Origin of the sequence: Streptomyces lacaronensis, from assembly GCF_047337785.1 — a bacterium.
Taxonomy (GTDB): Bacteria; Actinomycetota; Actinomycetes; order Streptomycetales; family Streptomycetaceae; genus Streptomyces; species Streptomyces lycopersici.
Window position 1 is genome coordinate 8,794,010 of sequence record NZ_JBLHDK010000003.1, and the last position, 13,158, is coordinate 8,807,167.

15 protein-coding genes are annotated in these 13,158 nt (G+C 72.3%); 4 read left to right on the plus strand and 11 right to left on the minus strand.

From position 1 onward, the window contains the following. Nucleotides 1-48: 48 nt before the first annotated feature. The 8 genes from ACMTAK_RS37895 to gvpO all read right to left on the minus strand — a co-directional run bounded on the left by ACMTAK_RS37895 (nucleotide 49) and on the right by gvpO (nucleotide 3,560). Nucleotides 49-327 (minus strand): gas vesicle protein K, encoded by a 279-nt coding sequence (locus ACMTAK_RS37895; protein ID WP_413810330.1) that lies wholly within the window; start codon nucleotides 325-327, stop codon nucleotides 49-51. Then, nucleotides 324-524, minus strand: coding sequence for a gas vesicle protein (locus tag ACMTAK_RS37900; RefSeq protein ID WP_413810331.1), 201 nt, complete (start codon nucleotides 522-524; stop codon nucleotides 324-326). Before ACMTAK_RS37900 ends, ACMTAK_RS37895 begins: the two co-directional genes overlap by 4 nt. After that, nucleotides 521-1,414, minus strand: coding sequence for a GvpL/GvpF family gas vesicle protein (locus tag ACMTAK_RS37905; RefSeq protein WP_413810332.1), 894 nt, complete (start codon nucleotides 1,412-1,414; stop codon nucleotides 521-523). Before ACMTAK_RS37905 ends, ACMTAK_RS37900 begins: the two co-directional genes overlap by 4 nt. After that, nucleotides 1,411-1,758 (minus strand): gas vesicle protein, encoded by a 348-nt coding sequence (locus tag ACMTAK_RS37910; RefSeq protein WP_413813121.1) that lies wholly within the window; start codon nucleotides 1,756-1,758, stop codon nucleotides 1,411-1,413. Before ACMTAK_RS37910 ends, ACMTAK_RS37905 begins: the two co-directional genes overlap by 4 nt. An 80-nt stretch (nucleotides 1,759-1,838) precedes the next feature. Continuing rightward, nucleotides 1,839-2,027 (minus strand): gas vesicle protein GvpG, encoded by a 189-nt coding sequence (locus ACMTAK_RS37915; RefSeq protein ID WP_413810333.1) that lies wholly within the window; start codon nucleotides 2,025-2,027, stop codon nucleotides 1,839-1,841. 17 nt (nucleotides 2,028-2,044) lie between these two features. Continuing rightward, the gene (locus ACMTAK_RS37920; protein ID WP_262705127.1) at nucleotides 2,045-2,764 is read right to left on the minus strand and encodes a GvpL/GvpF family gas vesicle protein; all 720 of its coding nucleotides are present in this window, start codon (nucleotides 2,762-2,764) and stop codon (nucleotides 2,045-2,047) included. Further along, the gene (locus tag ACMTAK_RS37925; protein ID WP_413810334.1) at nucleotides 2,761-3,210 is read right to left on the minus strand and encodes a gas vesicle structural protein GvpA; all 450 of its coding nucleotides are present in this window, start codon (nucleotides 3,208-3,210) and stop codon (nucleotides 2,761-2,763) included. Before ACMTAK_RS37925 ends, ACMTAK_RS37920 begins: the two co-directional genes overlap by 4 nt. 47 nt (nucleotides 3,211-3,257) lie before the next feature. Next, nucleotides 3,258-3,560, minus strand: coding sequence for a gas vesicle protein GvpO (gvpO, locus tag ACMTAK_RS37930; protein ID WP_413810335.1), 303 nt, complete (start codon nucleotides 3,558-3,560; stop codon nucleotides 3,258-3,260). A 394-nt stretch (nucleotides 3,561-3,954) separates the two neighbouring features. Here gvpO and ACMTAK_RS37935 point away from each other — a divergent pair, with 394 nt between their 5' ends. Further along, nucleotides 3,955-4,170 carry an I78 family peptidase inhibitor gene (locus ACMTAK_RS37935; protein WP_413810336.1) on the plus strand — a complete coding sequence of 72 codons (216 nt, stop codon included), beginning with the start codon at nucleotides 3,955-3,957 and terminating at the stop codon, nucleotides 4,168-4,170. A 239-nt stretch (nucleotides 4,171-4,409) separates the two neighbouring features. Here ACMTAK_RS37935 and ACMTAK_RS37940 read toward each other — a convergent pair whose 3' ends face one another. Next, nucleotides 4,410-5,444 carry a phosphatase PAP2 family protein gene (locus ACMTAK_RS37940; RefSeq protein WP_121824032.1) on the minus strand — a complete coding sequence of 345 codons (1,035 nt, stop codon included), beginning with the start codon at nucleotides 5,442-5,444 and terminating at the stop codon, nucleotides 4,410-4,412. A gap of 352 nt (nucleotides 5,445-5,796) precedes the next feature. After that, nucleotides 5,797-7,032, minus strand: coding sequence for a hypothetical protein (locus ACMTAK_RS37945; protein WP_413810337.1), 1,236 nt, complete (start codon nucleotides 7,030-7,032; stop codon nucleotides 5,797-5,799). A gap of 478 nt (nucleotides 7,033-7,510) precedes the next feature. Between ACMTAK_RS37945 and ACMTAK_RS37950 the strand changes: the two genes are divergently transcribed. Beyond that, complete coding sequence (locus ACMTAK_RS37950; RefSeq protein ID WP_413810338.1) at nucleotides 7,511-9,253, plus strand: MFS transporter; 1,743 nt, start codon at nucleotides 7,511-7,513, stop codon at nucleotides 9,251-9,253. A 408-nt stretch (nucleotides 9,254-9,661) separates the two neighbouring features. After that, nucleotides 9,662-10,849 (plus strand): acyl-CoA dehydrogenase family protein, encoded by a 1,188-nt coding sequence (locus ACMTAK_RS37955; protein WP_413810339.1) that lies wholly within the window; start codon nucleotides 9,662-9,664, stop codon nucleotides 10,847-10,849. 12 nt (nucleotides 10,850-10,861) lie between these two features. Here the strand turns inward: ACMTAK_RS37955 and ACMTAK_RS37960 are convergent, their stop codons facing one another. Continuing rightward, nucleotides 10,862-11,293 carry a cell division protein SepF gene (locus tag ACMTAK_RS37960; protein WP_413810340.1) on the minus strand — a complete coding sequence of 144 codons (432 nt, stop codon included), beginning with the start codon at nucleotides 11,291-11,293 and terminating at the stop codon, nucleotides 10,862-10,864. Nucleotides 11,294-11,527: 234 nt separating this feature from the next. Here ACMTAK_RS37960 and ACMTAK_RS37965 point away from each other — a divergent pair, with 234 nt between their 5' ends. Then, nucleotides 11,528-12,763: a DUF5685 family protein gene (locus ACMTAK_RS37965; protein WP_413813122.1), complete on the plus strand. Its 1,236-nt coding sequence runs from the start codon at nucleotides 11,528-11,530 to the stop codon at nucleotides 12,761-12,763. Nucleotides 12,764-13,158: the final 395 nt, after the last annotated feature.

The following is a 13,158-nucleotide window of genomic DNA, read 5'->3' on the forward strand; positions in this document are numbered from 1 at the left end:
GCCATGATCGCCCGATGGGCGGCGTGATCCGGGGAGCTGCCCCGAGCGTCACTCCCTCGGGGGCAGGAGCGGACCGAGTGGCCCAAGGTCCAGATTGAGATCGGAGGGCGCGATGCCGTAGCGGTCGCAGAGCGTGCCCATCCGGTCCTCCAGGAGCATCAGCGTCAGCCCGATCCGCTCCTCCTGGTCCTCCGTCAGATCGCCCTGGTCCACCCGGCGCAGCGCCTGCCGCTCCATGAGCTGCCGCAGCAGCTCCACGACGGTGAGCACCAGCTTCATCAGATCGCGTTCGACGGTGTCCTGGTCCAGCTCCACCTTGCGGCTCACGGTCCCTCCCAGGGGGACGGCACATTGGCGTTGACCGAGCTGATGAGCGCGCGCAGATCGATGCGGACCAGATCGACGTCGGCGATCCGCAGGGTCAGATCACCGGTGATCACCACGCCGCCCGCCAGCAGCCGGTCCAACACGTCCACCAGAGCGATCTGCTGATGGGCCAGGGGGCCCTCGGGGACCATCGTCATCCGTCCGCCCCCGCGCTCCCGGTCTTCCCCTCCGCGCCGGAGGTCTCGTCCATGGCGGTGAAGGAGTACGGCGCCCAGGGGCCGGTCAGCTCCAACCGCAGCGCGGGCGTCCGCCCGGCCAGCTCACCGACCCGCTCGGCGAAGTCGGCGCTGTCCTCGCGCCGCACCAGATACGCGGCGTTCAGCACATTGCGGTCGGAGATCCCCGACAGCCGGGGGTCCTGCGGCGGATGCAGCCGGGACCGCTCGGCCAGCGCGCCGAGGGTGTCGTGCACCAGCCGCGTGCCCTCCTCCGTATCGCCCCAGCGCCGCTCGGCGGCCTGCCGCTGGGCCTTGCGGCGGCGCAGATAGTCGCGGCCGGACATGGCGCCCGGGGAGTTCGGGGCGCTCGGGGCGCTCGGGGAGTTCGGGGCGCTCGGGGCGTTCGCGGCGTTCGCGGTCCCGGCGGGCGGCTTCTCGGCGGCGGGCTGGGTGGCATACGCCTTGACGCCCCATTCGACCCGGCCCTCCAGCCGGTCCAGCGCCGAGGCGAACCGCTCCCGCCCGGTGGCGAGCATCCGCCGCAGCCCCTCATCGCCGTGGCATACGGTGGCCAGCCGGACCGGTATGACACAGGACTCGGCACCGGCGGTGTCGACCACCCGCTGATGGGCCCGGGCCATCGTCTCCAGCCAGGTCATGTCCTCCAGCCGCTCCCGCAGCGAGCCCTCGTCGTAGTCCTCGGCCGGTACGGCGCCCGCCAGCACGGCGAGTCCCAGATGGCGTACGGCGTACACCGATTCGTCCGCGACGCCGGTCACCCCCTCCAGGGCGGTGAGGGCGTCCAGGGCGGCCTCCGGCGCACCGGTGTCGCGCACGACCGCGTAGGCGTACCGCAGTCCTTCGGTCATTCGGTGGTCTCCCGGTTCTGCCCGCTGGTCACCTCGGTGTTCTCGCGGCTGCCCCGGCCGGTGACCTCGGCGTCCTCGCGGCTGTCCCGGCGGGTGACCTCGGCCTTCTCGCCGCCGTCCACCCCGGTCCGGGCGCGCGACGAGAGCGACGGGTCGTGCTCCCACCAGTCGATGCCCATCTCCTTCGCCTTGTCGACCGAGGCCACGATCAGCCGCAGCTTGATCGTGAGAAGTTCGATGTCGAGCAGATTGATGCGGATATCGCCCGCGATCACCACGCCCTTGTCGAGCACCCGCTCCAGGATGTCGGCGAGGTTCGCTCCGCCCTCACCCCGTCCGGCCAGGCCGTACGACCCCGAGGAGCCGAGCGACGACGCCGGTGAGCCGTAGGCGTCGGCCGTCGGGGCCACACCGCCGCGGGTGGTCACAGAGTCCCGTTCGCCCACTGGCGCGCCTCCTCCAACCGGTCGAGCAGCACATCCTCCTGCCGCTCGAACTCTCGTTCGTCGATCACGCCCTTGCCGAGCTGGGTCTCCAGCTCGGCAAGGGCGCGCTGGACGGTGGCCGGGTCGTAGTACTCCCGCTCCGCCGCGGCGACGACCTGCCTCAGCACCCAGCCGATCATCAGCATCAGGACTCGACGAAGCTGTACGGCGGCAGCGGACCGTTGATCCGCAGCTTCAGCCAGGGGTGGGCCCGCTCCAGTTCGGCGGCCGCCGACAGCAGCGGATCGGCGGCGTCCTTGCCGAGCAGCAGCGACAGGCTCACGAACCAGCCGCCGCTCTCCGGGCCGGGCCGCACCTCCTCGGCGGTCGGTGCCAGCGCCTCCTCCACGAGCTTGGCGTCCCGCACCTCACGGGCCCGTACCGCGCCCGCCATCAGCTCGCCGAAGCGCACCCGGTCCTCGTAGGTGCCGCCGCCCGCCGCCCGGTTGGCCTCCGCCATCATCCGCAGCTCCGGCTCCTCGGCGAGCACCTGGTGGAGCACCGAGTCCTCGTCGTGCACGGCCTTGACGTTGTACTCCACCCGGCCGGTCAGCCGGTTCAGCTGGTCCTGGTAGCGGTCGGCGTGCTCGGCCAGCACGCTGCGGACATCGTCGTCGCTGGAGGAGACGCTGCCGAAGCGCATCGGCAGCACCGCGCGGGAGTCGCTGACCTCGGCCAGCACATGCTGGTGAGCCAGCAGATCGCGGCGCCGGGGCTTGAGCTCGGGCGGGCAGTCGCTGACGATCGCGGCCAGCTCGCCCTCGTTGAGCGCCCGGACCGGCAGCGGGGGGTCGCCGATACCCAGCAGCCGATCGCCCAGGTCCGGGACCTCGCCCCGCGCGATGCCGTAGACATACGTGGTCATGAGGACTCCTCGGACTTCCGTGGCGCCGCCTTACGGGCCGGACGGCGCCGACGCGGCTCCTCCTCTTCCTCCTCCGACGGCCGGATCGCGTCGGCCACGGACTGGGCGGCCTTGGAGACGGAGTCGCCGGCGCCGGAGAGGGCGCCCTTGGTCTTGGACCGCGCGCCGTTCTCGGTGATGCCCTCGACCACCTCGGGCAGCCCGGGGGACTTGTTCGGGCCCGACTCCAGGTCGAGGCGGTTGCACGCCTCGGCGAACCGCAGATAGGTGTCGACACTCGCGACCACGATCCGAATGTCGATCTTGAGTATTTCGATGCCGACCAGGGAGACTCGGATGAACGCGTCGATCACCAGCCCTCGGTCGAGTATGAGTTCCAGGACGTCGTACAGGCCGCTGGTGCCGCCCCCGCCCCTGGATTGCTGTGCCGGGACAACCGTGGTCATGTCGGGTGTGTTCCTCTCGTCCGGTGGCGTCCGGTCCCCCGCCGACGTCAGCGGCGGTCGCTCCGGCCACGCTCATAGCGGCGCAGGCGTCGGTAGCCGGTGAGCAGGCCGTCCGGGTCGAGGGTCACCTCGTACAGGGCCATCAGGCTCATCGTCTCCGGCACCCGGACCAGCTCTGTCACCTCGGCCTCCAGCAGCCATCCGTCGTCGGTCCGCTCCAGACGGGGGAGGGACTCGGGGCACAGGCCCGTCAGCTCGACGAGCTGCTCGCGGGCGGCACGGAGGAGTGCCGGCGGGCTCGGGCCGTCGGCTGCCGTCTTCTCGGGGGTCTCATCGGATCTGTCAGTCATGTTGGCTCCGGGGCGGCGGGTACCGCGTCCGGGTGGGGGTAAACCTCGGGCCCCGGCCCCCGGTGATTTGTGGCGGAATTGTGCGCTCCGCAGGAGTCCGGGCCGTGCTTTTCCGGTCGCCGCGTGAATTGTTCGACAGATCTCGCCCGCGCACCGCCGCTCATACCGGAGCCGGCCGTTTGGCGCGGGATATCGACGGAAACTCGCAATCATCTTCGAGGCGTCAACACAAGCCCCGGAAGAGTGATGAAGTCGTTCACAAACCCGGGCGTGTTTTCTGTGACACAAGTGTGACGAATGGCGGCCGTGAGAGGCATGGGACGGTGGTAGTCCCGTGGCGGTCCAAGACAACTCTGGGTTTGCCCCCCGTAGACAGCCACCTACGGTGGCTCTCATGGGACCTGTACCGAACCTTCCGGCCGAACCCGACGACGACCTCGACAGCTATGTGGGCCTCGATGCCGACACCGCCGAGGAGAGGGCGCGCGCACGCGGCTGGAGCACCGTACGGACGCTTCCGCCGGGCGCGATCATCACCATGGAGTATCTGCGGGGGCGGATCGACTTCGAGGTGGACGACGGCACGGTGAAGCGCTGCTGGCGCGGCTGACCGGGTGTGGCAGCGGCTGACCGGGCGTGGCCGCTGACCGGGCGCGGCTGACGGGCCGCCCGCCGACCGGCCCGGGTCCGCGCCGGTGCGCGCCGATGGGCCGATGGGCCGGTGCGCCCGGCGCGGATACGACGACGGCCCCGGAACGCTCTCGGGGGAGCGTTCCGGGGCCGTGGCGCGGGTGTGACCGGTCGGCGCGGGGGAGGAGGTGCGTACCGCCCCGCGGCCCGGTGGGCGGCTCAGCCTCCGGTGGCCGTCCGGCCCCGGGAGGCGCCGGACGGGCCGAAAGGCGCCGTGGCGCGCGGCACCCGGTCGGCGTGCGGCGGCCGGCGGCTGCCGACCGGGGTGACCGGGGTGCGCTCGGAGCGCATCGTGTGCTGGCGGACCGGGTGGAGGGGCCGCCCGTCGGGGCTCCGGCCGGTGGCGGTGCCGGGCCGGACCACGGCCACGGTCTCGCGGGTGGGCAGCTCGTCGTCGCGGGCGGTGCGCGGGGTGGCCAGCGGGGTCCCGGCGACCGGCCGCCCGGACGGCACCGGCACGGGCGCCCGGCGCTCGCGCAACCGGCGCCACAGGGTCAGCAGCAGCACCTCGGCGCGGGCCATGGCGGGCTCCAGCCAGGGCAGCGCCAGCAGCACCAGCACCCCGGCGGCCCAGCCCAGCACCACATCGCTCAGCCAGTGGGTGCCGAGGTAGACGGTGGTCATGCCGACCCCGAAGGCGAAGCCCGCGGCGATCAGCGAGGCGACCCTGCGGGCCACGGGAGTGGTCGCCAGATAGGCCAGAATGCCCCAGGTGACCACGGCGTTCGCGGTGTGACCCGAAGGAAATATATCGCCTGTGCCCCACATCTCGTTGGACCCGACGGTGGTCGCGTAGTGCGGACCGAGCCGACCGAAGCCGATCTTCACCGCGCCCACGGTGGCGTTCAGCAGCAGCAGGGAGGTGCCCAGTGCCAGCAGTGGGCGCAGGGTGCGCTGCCGGTAGCAGCACCACCCCAGCCAGGCGGCGACGGCCACGGCGGTGGGCCCGCGCTGGCCCATGACCACGAAGTAGTCCAGGAAGGTGTGGAACTCGGGCCACTGCTTGTAGGGCCGGAAGAGCATGACCTGCCAGTCGAGCTTCACCAGCCATGAGGTGGTGAGCACGCCGATCACGGTCGCCGCGTAGACCGCCAGCGTGGTCCCGAGCAGCCAGAAGCGTGTTCGGGTCATGCGCGGTCGCGCGAGATCGGGCCTTCGCTCCTCGGTCGCGGGGAGCTTGTCTTCGGTACGCACCTAATCGACGTTACATTGCGTGACAGGCGGGTTCAGTCGATCAGGTCGCTTTGTGATGACGATGTGATGTGGAGTGCGTCTCGCCCACGGCTTTTGGCCGCGCCCTTTCCAAGGAATGCGCGAGGCCCCGGAACTTTTCTGCTCCCCACCTTCCAATGGGCGTGTCTCAGGGACTTTATGGAATTCTTACAGGGCGTGTTTATCGCCCATTAGCCATAGCGTTCCCCGAAGTTTCCCTTGGCGTCGCCGGGTGGCCGGGAGTGATCGTCCGCGGGGCTCCGCCCGGCCGGTCGGGGTGGCCGGATCGCGGCGCCGGCCGGATCAGGGCGGCCCGATCGCGGCGCCGGCCGGATCAGGGCGGCCCGGAGCCATGCAGCCAGAAGGCCCCGTACACCGACGAGGCGAGCCCCACCGACCCCAGGACCAGCGCGGTGCGCACCGGGCGCAGCCGGGCCAGGGCGACCGCGATCGGCAGCAGCAGCGGGAAGGCCGGTATCAGCAGCCGGGGCTTGGAGCCGAAGTACCCCTTCGCGGCCAGCGCCAGGACGAGCACCGCCCCGCCGTAGGCCAGCAGCGGCAGCGGCTGGCGCTGCCGCACACAGCGGACCGCGAGCCAGATCAGCGCCCCGACGCCGAGCAGCAGCCCGAGCCCGCCCGCGAAGGGCGGCTCGATCAGCAGCCCTCCGATGAAGCCCGCGAAGGCCAGACCGCCGTCGAAGCCGTTGCCCCAGCCGTTCTGCACGTCGAAGTAGCCGGTGACGCTCCCGGTGCGGAGGGCGACCCACACCACATAGCCCAGCCAGCCCAGCGGCGCGAGCACGACGCCCGCGAGAAGCTGGAGAAAGGGCGCGAAGCGCCTCCGTCGAGAGTGGTGGTGGGCGACAGGTGGGCCGGTGCGCCACGCCTGGCGCCGGCGCCCCTCCGGCAGCAGCTCCACCGCGGCCGCCACCCAGACCGCGGCGACCACCGCAGCCCCCACCGGCCGGGTGAGCCCCGCCAGCGCCGCGCACAGCCCCGCCCACAGCCACCGGCGGGTGAGCGCCGCGTAGACCCCCCAGGCGGCCAGCGCGGTGAAGAGGGACTCCGAGTACGCCATCGACTGCACGATGCCGACCGGCAGCACACCCCACAGCACGGCCAGCGTGACGCCCACCCGCCGCCCGTACAGCAGGTCACCGATCGCGAAGATCCCCCAGGCGGCGAACAGGGACGTGACCGAGCTCACCAGCAGACCGGCGTCGGCCACGTCCAGCGGGGTCATGGCCGATATCACTCGCTCCAGCGCCGGGAGCAGGGGGAAGAACGCCAGGTTGGAGTGGACCGCGCCGTCGGGCAGATGGAGCGTGTAGCCATACCCCTCCGCGGCGATGCGGGTGTACCACAGCGAGTCCCAGCGCGCGGAGAGCAGCTGATGCGGGCTCTTGTCCGCGAAGGCTCCCCAGATCGCGAGAACCACCAGCCCGAGCAGGCGCGTCCCCGCATATGCGAGCAGTGCTGGAGCGGCCCGGCGCAGCGCGCGACCAGCGGCGCGGCCCGGTCGGCCGTCGTCGCTGAGCGGCGCGGTGCCGGCCTGGGCGAGATCAGTCACGGCGACGATTATCGAGGATGATCCGGGCTGCTCGCGGAGCCTGTGGACAACGCTCCGCGGAGGGGCCGCGGGGCCTGTGGACAACTGTGTCGCGGGAACAGCGGACGACAACGGCCGACGGCGGACGGCAATGACGGCCGACGGCGGACGGCAACGGAGGACGAACGGAAGACGGCCACCGGTGGGCCACAGGTGGGACGCGGGTGGGCCACAGGTGGGACGCGAGTGGGACGCCGGGAGGACACAGGAGGGACGGCAGAGGGACGGGGGACAAAAGGGGAAGTCTGGAACGTACGCCTCCGTAACCATCCGCGGGCAGGTCCCAACATGACCTGCGGCACACGGCTCGCGCGGGGACTCGCGTACCCTGACCTCTCACTCGCGCCTTCGCCACCGGGGTCACCCGGACGTCCCTACGACGTGACGTACAGCTGTCACGACGGCGGACCGCGAGCGCAAGACCCAGGGAGGTGCGTACATGTCCGGGACGACCACGGCCGGCAATCGGCGGACGGCGGGCGTTCCCCGGCAATGGCGCGGCACCGAGGCGAGCGGCGGGTCGAACCGCTGGGTCGTGCTCCTCGTGCTCTGCGTCAGTCTGCTGCTCGTCGCCGTGGACGCGACCGTGCTCCATGTCGCGGTCCCGGCGGTGACCGAGGATCTGCGCCCCGGCGGGATCGAACTGCTGTGGATCGTGGACGTCTACCCACTGGTCTGCGCCTCGCTGCTGATCCTCTTCGGCACCCTCGGCGACCGCGTCGGCAGACGACGCGTCCTGCTGCTCGGCTACGGGCTCTTCGGAGCCGCCTCCGCGATCGCCGCCTTCGCCCCCAACCCCCAGATCCTCATCGTGGCCCGCGCCCTGCTGGGCGTCGGCGGCGCGATGATCATGCCTGCCACCCTGTCGATACTGCGCCAGGTCTTCCCGGACCGCCGGGAGCGGGCGCTGGCGATAGGCGTCTGGAGCGCGGTCGCCGCCGTCGGCGCGGCCGTCGGCCCGCTGCTCGGCGGCTTCCTGGTGGAGAACTTCTGGTGGGGCTCGGTCTTCCTGGTCAACCTGCCCCTGATGATCGTGGCGCTGCCCGTCGGCCGCTGGCTGCTGCCGGAGTCCACCGGCGACAAGAACGGCCCCTGGGACGTGCTGGGCGCGCTCATGGCCGCCTGCGGGCTGTTCTGCGTCGTCCTCGGAGTCAAGCGGGTGGGCAGCGGCGCGGGGCCGCTGGACGCCGTGACCGCCGCCCCGGTGTTGGTGGGGGTGGTGCTGCTGGTGCTCTTCGTACGCCGTCAGCGCCGCCGTACGCATCCGCTGGTGGACCTCAAGCTGTTCGCCCGGCCCGCCTTCTCGATCTCCGTCGGCTGTATCGTGCTCGCCCTGCTGGCGCTCGTCGGCCTGGAGCTCATAGCCGCCCAGTACCTCCAGCTCGTGCTCGGGCTCACCCCGCTCGAGACGGGTCTGCGGCTGCTGCCGCTCACCTTCGCCGCCATGGCCGCCGGGCTCGTGGGGTCCCGGATGCTCCAGTGGCTCGGCCCGCGGGTCATGGTCGCGGTCGGCTTCGCGCTCACCGCCCTGGCCGTGCTCTCGCTCACCGCCATGGGCCAGTCCGACCGGCCCGCCGTACTCGTCGGCGGCTTCATCGTCCTGGGCTTCGGCCTGGAGACCACGCTCTTCAGCGCGTACGAGTCCATGCTCAACGAGGCGTCGTCCGGTTCCGCGGGCGGCGCGGCCGCCATCGGCGAGACCTCCTACCAGCTCGGCGCCGGGATCGGCATCGCCCTCCTCGGCAGCGTCATGAACGCTGCCTACAAGCCCGGCGTCTCCTCGGTGCCCGGCGTCCCCGCCTCCGCCAGCTCCGACGCGAGCCAGTCGCTGGGCGCCGCGTACAAGGTCTCCGACCGGCTGGGCGGCCACGCCGGGGAGGCCCTGCGCGCGGCCTCCCGCGCCGCCTTCGTACACGGTCTGCACGTCACGCTCGCGGTCAGCGCCGGGCTGCTGACGCTCGGCGCGCTGGCCGCGCTGCGGCTGCCCAAGGTGATGGAGTGCGCCGCCGACGACGAGGAGTCCACCCAGGGCCCGGCGGATCAGCAGGGGCCGACGGATCAGCAGGGGGCGACGGACCGGCAGGGTCTGGCGGATCAGCAGGCGGCGACGGACCGGCAGGGGCCGGACGGCACGAACGCCTCGGCCCGCCTCGACCGCGCCACCGTCGCCGCCGAGTCCTGACCGACCCGGGCCGGGTCCTGCGGGGTGTCCGGCGGTTCTCGGTTCTTTCCCCTCCCCGCCCCTTCCCACAACTGGGGCTCCGCCCCAGACCCGGGGCCCAGAGGTGGAGCCGTTGCGGTGGGGTGGAGCCGCCGCCGTGCGGTGGAGTGCCTGGCTGCGGGAAGGGGCGGGGAGGGGAGCAGCCCGCCGCAGGTTCGGGACAGCCCGCCCGAGTCCCGGCCTCGCCCCGTCCGATCGCTGCGCGGCCCCTGATGACCCGGCGTGAGCAGGTCTGGACGCCGGGGGTTACCCGGTCGTAGCGTCGGAGCGGCCGGGCTGATCACCCCGGCCGCCGGGCGGGAGGACGCGCCCCGGTGGCCGGTAGCTGCCCGGCGTACCCGGAACCGCATCCACCGGAGGCCGCCACCCATGTCCGCTGGCACCCTGCCGTCGTTCGATCCGCACGACCCGCTGGGGCTCGACGATCTCCTCGACCCCGAGGATCTCGCGGTCCGCGACACCATGCGGCAGTGGGCCGCCGACCGCGTACTGCCGCACATCGCCGACTGGTACGAGCGCGGTGAGGTCCCCGGTATCCGTGAGCTGGCCCGGGAGCTCGGCTCCCTCGGGGCGCTCGGGATGTCCCTCACCGGCTACGGCTGCGCGGGCGCCAGCCCGATCCAGTACGGCCTGGCCTGTCTGGAGCTGGAGGCCGCCGACTCCGGGATCCGCTCCCTGATGTCGGTGCAGGGCTCCCTGTCCATGTACGCGATCCACCGCTTCGGCTCCGAGGAGCAGAAGGAGCGGTGGCTGCCCCGGATGGCCGCCGGCGAGGTCATCGGCTGCTTCGGGCTGACCGAGCCCGACCACGGCTCCGACCCGGCCGGTATGCGCACCTACGCCAAGCGGGACGGTTCGGACTGGGTGCTCAGCGGGCGCAAGATGTGGATCACCAATGGCTCGGTGGCCGGGGTCGCCGTGGTGTGGGCCCGCACCGACGAGGGCATCCGCGGCTTCGTCGTCCCCACCGACGCGCCCGGCTTCTCGGCCCCCGACATCAAGCACAAGTGGTCGCTGCGCGCCTCGGTCACCAGCGAGCTGGTCCTGGACGAGGTGCGGCTGCCCGCCGACGCGGTGCTGCCCGAGGTCACCGGCCTGCGCGGACCGCTGAGCTGTCTGAGCCACGCCCGCTACGGCATCATCTGGGGATCGATGGGCGCGGCCCGCTCCGCGTTCGAGGCGGCGCTGGAGTACGCGCGGGAGCGGGAGCAGTTCGGCCGGCCGATCGGCGGCTTCCAGCTCACCCAGGCCAAGCTGGCCGATATGGCGCTGGAGCTCCACAAGGGGGTGCTGCTCGCCCACCATCTGGGGCGGCGCTTGGAGGCGGGGCGGCTCCGCCCCGAGCAGGTCAGCTTCGGCAAGCTGAACAATGTGCGGGAGGCGATCGAGATCTGCCGTACGGCCCGGACGATTCTGGGAGCCAACGGGATCTCGCTGGAGTATCCGGTGATGCGGCACGCCACGAATCTGGAGTCCGTGCTCACCTATGAGGGCACCGTCGAAATGCACCAACTGGTGCTGGGCAAGGCGCTCACCGGAATCGACGCCTTCCGGTGAGCGGCCCCGGGCCTAGCTCTGGTTGAAAAAGCCCGTGGCGTGGCCGGCCTGTCCGTTGACGATCTGGAAGTCGGCCGGGGTGAGGAGGAAGACGCGGTTGGCCACCCGGTCGATCGAGCCCCGCAGCCCGAAGATCAGCCCGGCCATGAAATCCACCACGCGCTTGGCGTCGGCGGACTCCATCGTCGTGAGGTTCACGATGACCGGTACGCCCTCCCGGAACAGCTCGCCGATGCCGCGCGCGTCCCGGAAACCGTCCGGGGTGACCGTGGCGATCCGGGTGCCCTGGTCCCGCGCGGTCTCGTCGGCCACCCGCGCGCGCGGGTCGGTCATCCAGGAGCCGCCGGGCTCGGACCCCTCGGCGTAGTCGTCGTCGTAGTAGCGCTCGTCATCGCTGTCGTCGACGAGGCCAAGCCAGGCACTTGCCTTGCGTACCGATCCCATGGACGCCTCCTCTCCCTGATGGTGTGTACTGTCCGCCCCTCTATGGTCGTCCATGATGCGGATGGTCTGCCACGTGGATTGCGGCCGCACAGGGGATTCGTGACGTTACTGGTGCACAACGGCTGGCGCCATATCAGAGTTCCACCTGCTTACGAAGGCTGACGGAGCGGTGGGTAGACTCCGCCGCTGCCGGACGGGTGACGTCGGGGACGTACGGGTGAACGGGGGATCGTGGTGTTTGGCATTATCCGGCCTTGTCGGCATCGGCTGTCGGAAAACCTGCGCACCGAGTGGATGGCGCATTTGTGCGGGCTGTGCCTCGCTTTGAGGGGGGACCACGGGCAGTTCGCCCGCATCGCCACCAATTACGACGGCCTGGTGATATCGGTGCTGGTGGAGGCCCAGGCCGGGCGGTCGGAGGGCTGGCGGCGGACCGCCGGGCCCTGTCCGCTGCGCGGGATGCGGACGGCGTCGGTCGCCCAGGGCGAGGGGGCGCGTCTCGCGGCCACCGTCTCGCTGGTGCTGGCCTCGGCGAAGGTACGCGACCATGTGGCGGACGGCGACGGGGCGTTGGCCCGGCGGCCGGTCGCCGCGGCCGCCCGCCGGGTGGCCGGGCGGTGGGACCGGGCCGGGGAGCGCAGCGGCGCCGCGCTCGGCTTCGACACCGCGCTGCTGCTCGACGCGGTCGGCCGGCAGGAAGAGCTGGAGTCCCTCGCGGGCCCCGGCACCCCTCTGCTGACCGTCACCGAGCCCACCGAGACCGCGACCGCGGCGGCCTTCGGGCACACCGCGGTCCTGGCCGGGCGGCCCGGCAACCGGGCCCCGCTGGAGGAGGCGGGTCGGCTCTTCGGGCGGCTGGCGCATCTGCTGGACGCGGTGGAGGACCTGGCCCAGGACGCCGAGACCGGCGCCTGGAACCCGATCGCGGCCACCGGGACCGACCTCGCCGAGGTCCGCAGGCTGTGCGACGACGCGGTGCGCGGGGTGCGGCTGGCGCTCAAGGACACCGAATTCGCGGGCAAGGGCTCCGGGCGGCTCGCCCACGTACTGCTGGTCCATGAGCTGGGGCGCGCGGTCGACCGCGCCTTCGGCACCACCGGCTGTGCGCACACCGGAAGCCAGGCCGCGGGCGCTCCGGGCACCCTGGACGCTCCGGGCGCCCCGGAGTCCTCCTTCGGGCCGCCGCAGTCGCCGTGGATCAACCCGGGCGGCCCCGGCGGCGCGCCCCCGGAGCCGCCGCACGGCCGCCGGCGGGGGCTGATCGCGGGCTGCCTGGTGTGGACCGGGCTCTGCTGCACCTGCCAGGTGTGCTGCCGTGACCCGTACCACGACCCGTGGTCCGGGCAGCCGCGCGAGGGCCTGTGCCATAAGTGCAGTGACTGCTGCGACTGTTGTGACTGCTGCAGCAATTGCGGTGACTGCTGTAGCTGCGACTGCTGTGATGGGTGTGACTGCGGCTGCGACTGCTAGCTGCCAGGGGTGCCCGTCGGCTTGTGCCGCCTGCGGCTGGCTGCTCCCCTGGTCTTGCCGCCTGCGGCGGGCTGTTCCCCTCCCCGCCCCTTCCCGAAACTGAGGCTCCGCCCCAGACCCCGACCGGGGCTCCGCCCCAGACCCCGACCGGGGCTCCGCCCCAGACCCCGACCGGGGCTCCGCCCCAGACCCCGGGTCGGGGCTGCGCCCCAGTCCCCGGGTGGGGGTTTCGCTTTGGGCTCGGGGTGGGGTTGCGCCAGGCTCCGGGCGAGGGGGCCAGGTTCGGGGCGGGCTCCAGGTCTTGGGCTGCGGTTTCGCTCCGGGCTCCGGGCGGGGGTTTCGCTGCGGGCCTTGGGCGGGGGCTCCGCCCCAGTCCCCGGGTCGTGGCTGCGCCC

Coding starts and splice junctions, on each gene's coding strand:
- ACMTAK_RS37900 (WP_413810331.1), bottom strand. CDS start 524: ATGACGATGGTCCCCGAGGGCCCCCTGGCCCATCAGCAGATCGCTCTG.
- ACMTAK_RS37905 (WP_413810332.1), bottom strand. CDS start 1,414: ATGACCGAAGGACTGCGGTACGCCTACGCGGTCGTGCGCGACACCGGT.
- ACMTAK_RS37920 (WP_262705127.1), bottom strand. CDS start 2,764: ATGACCACGTATGTCTACGGCATCGCGCGGGGCGAGGTCCCGGACCTG.
- ACMTAK_RS37925 (WP_413810334.1), bottom strand. CDS start 3,210: ATGACCACGGTTGTCCCGGCACAGCAATCCAGGGGCGGGGGCGGCACC.
- gvpO (WP_413810335.1), bottom strand. CDS start 3,560: ATGACTGACAGATCCGATGAGACCCCCGAGAAGACGGCAGCCGACGGC.
- ACMTAK_RS37935 (WP_413810336.1), top strand. CDS start 3,955: ATGGGACCTGTACCGAACCTTCCGGCCGAACCCGACGACGACCTCGAC.
- ACMTAK_RS37950 (WP_413810338.1), top strand. CDS start 7,511: ATGTCCGGGACGACCACGGCCGGCAATCGGCGGACGGCGGGCGTTCCC.
- ACMTAK_RS37955 (WP_413810339.1), top strand. CDS start 9,662: ATGTCCGCTGGCACCCTGCCGTCGTTCGATCCGCACGACCCGCTGGGG.
- ACMTAK_RS37960 (WP_413810340.1), bottom strand. CDS start 11,293: ATGGGATCGGTACGCAAGGCAAGTGCCTGGCTTGGCCTCGTCGACGAC.